The organism is Helicobacter pylori, from assembly GCF_001998165.1.
Classification (GTDB): domain Bacteria; phylum Campylobacterota; class Campylobacteria; order Campylobacterales; family Helicobacteraceae; genus Helicobacter; species Helicobacter pylori_DL.
Map to the genome: position 1 here is coordinate 1 of NZ_MTWR01000118.1, position 2,400 is coordinate 2,400.

At 33.6% G+C, this 2,400-nt stretch carries 2 protein-coding genes and 1 pseudogene; all 3 read right to left on the minus strand.

Annotated features, from left to right (window positions below):
- Window positions 1-479: 479 nt before the first annotated feature.
- Window positions 480-776, minus strand: a complete 297-nt coding sequence (locus tag BZK24_RS08450; RefSeq protein ID WP_000539094.1) for a hypothetical protein — start codon at window positions 774-776, stop codon at window positions 480-482.
- Window positions 777-794: 18 nt separating this feature from the next.
- Entirely contained in the window at window positions 795-2,102 is a 1,308-nt protein-coding gene (locus tag BZK24_RS08455) for a putative RqcH family protein (RefSeq protein ID WP_077657150.1), read from the minus strand.
- A pseudogene (locus BZK24_RS08460) lies at window positions 2,099-2,400 on the minus strand (DNA repair protein RecN); the annotation flags it as partial. The gene BZK24_RS08455 and the pseudogene BZK24_RS08460, both read right to left, overlap by 4 nt.

The window sequence follows — 2,400 nt, forward strand, 5'->3', positions numbered from 1 at the left end:
TATTTTGTAGTATATAATAAAAAAGGATAAATAATTCAAGATTTTCATAACATTACCCTTATTTTTGTGCATGATATTGACTCTAAACCCCCTATTCTATATGGCATTTAACGCCTAAAGGCGTTTCGCCTTGTATCCCCACTTGCTTCATTTTGTTATCCTTTAAGTCTAGTATGTTTAATTTGGAATTGTCAATTGATTTGCTAGTTTCTTTATCCCTAAAGAGCGTTTCATAATCCCCTTTAAAAAGCCTTTTCTATATGCTTTTAAAGTTAGTTATAGCTTCCATTAACATAGGTTCTACAATATCATAAATATAATAGTAAGTCAACATAAAAAATATTTTTATGTTTATTGTTTAAATTATTTTAATAGCAGAAAAAAAGTATAAATATAATAATTAAGTAAAACCCACATCAAGTTCTACTTAAACCAAATTAAAAAATCCATTTAAGTTATCTTAACCCTTTAGTTTAGTCCTATCCCACAATATCCAACAAATGCTCTTCATGCCACAATTCAATTTCTTCTTCTTCCAAGCCAAACACCTTAGCCTTTCGGCTGTTTTGATGGCGGTTTTTGGAGCCTTCTTTAGGGTCTTTATCGCTAATAGCTTGCATGTTTTCTAACGCTCTTGTCTCTTGGGCTAATTCAAGTTTGCTTTGAAAGCTTTGTGCTAAATCCAGCATATCACTTCTTGCACCCTGTTGGATAGCAGAATTTAAAGGAGCGTTTTGGTTGATATAAGTTACATTGCCTAAAGCTGAAACACCCATGCTAACCTCCTTAAGTGTTTAAGTGTCCTTTAGACTAATAGTTCGGTATTTTGAGTAAATGACATTAGCTCCTTTGATGATTTTGACAAATTTTCGTTGCGTGTAGTCAATTTCGTAACTATTAAACACATCTTTTTGCATTTTAATCAACATTTTGGCTAATTCCATAATGACCTCATCTTTGGGCGTATTCTTTTGGCAAAAAACGATCAAATGCGATCCAGGAATGTCTCTTACATGCATCCATAAATCATTCGCTCTTGCGTCTTGTAAGAGTTTGATATTCTCTTTTTGGTTTTTCCCTAAACCGATTTTAAAATCCTTATAATACAGCACTTCATACCCGCTCATCGGGCGTTTGGTTTTAGAATTTTTTACCGGCATAAACATTTCTAAAACGCTTTCTTCTTGCGCTCCTTTAACATAATTAATTTGATTTTCTTTAAAAGCGATTTTTTCTTTTAGATTCTCTTCTTCTAAATACAAGAATTGCGATTTTTGTTTCTTTTTTTTGCTGAGAGTGAATTTTTTATTGATAAAAGCGTTTAAGGGCATGCTCTTATCAATTTCAATCGCGCATTCTTTATCTTCAAAATCCTTTAAAACCACGCGACTTTCATGCTTATTGATTAAATGCTGGTAAGTGAGCAATAGCGAAGCTTGAGTTTGCAATTCTTTCGCTTCCAATTGTAAATTTTTAGGATCTTCTAGTTTTTCTAATTTTTCTTTCAAGCGTTCTTTTTGCATATTCAATCGCTTGATGATGTGATTTTTTTTGTGTTCTAATTCTTTATGCTGATAGGATAAAAAATCTTTTTCTAAAATGTCTAACAATCCCTTAAAATCTAAATCCCTTTCTTGATGCTCGTATGTATTAGGAGGCAATGCCCCTAAAATATCGTTTTTAGCGACCCTGTCATTAAAACGAAAGGCCTCTATCACGCATTTTTCTTTATCTAAAATCATGAGGTTAGCTTTTTTAGGGATCATTTCTAAACGCAAAATAAAATTTTCACTCTTATAAGCCAAATCTTTAGCGCCTGTGATTTCTAAAATCCGATCGTTATCAATGATGTTTGCTTGTAAGATTTTGGCGTTTTTAGTGAATTTATTCAAACAAAAATCTAACGCTAGGGTGTTTTTTAAAACGCTCTCTGGGGGTTTTTTTGACAAACCGATATAAGGCGCGTTCAAATCTACAACAAAGGCGTGTTTTTCTTTAGAAAAAGTTTCCAATAAAAAACCAGATGCGCTCAAGCGTTTGAGGTTAAAATGCGTTTGAGCGTTTAAAAATTCGCTGAATTTCTTTAAAAGAAAAAATTTCATTCTTGCGCCTTTAATTTTTCCTTAGCGAAAGAAATCGCGCTCTCTATATTCTCGCTCCCCCCTATCATGCGCGCGATTTCTAAAACCCTTTCTTCGTTATTAAGGGTTTTGGCGAGGCTTTTGTGGTTTTCTTTGAAGACTAAAATATGGTTTTTAGCGAGCGCTGGGATATGGACTTGGTGCGAAATGGCAAAGATTTGGGAATGGCTGCTTAAGGTTTCAAGGGCTTTAGAAACCGCTAAACTCTCTTCACCGCTCAAATTGGAATCCATTTCATCTAACACCAACACGCCTTTAA

Coding starts and splice junctions, on each gene's coding strand:
- BZK24_RS08450 (WP_000539094.1), bottom strand. CDS start 776: ATGGGTGTTTCAGCTTTAGGCAATGTAACTTATATCAACCAAAACGCT.
- BZK24_RS08455 (WP_077657150.1), bottom strand. CDS start 2,102: ATGAAATTTTTTCTTTTAAAGAAATTCAGCGAATTTTTAAACGCTCAA.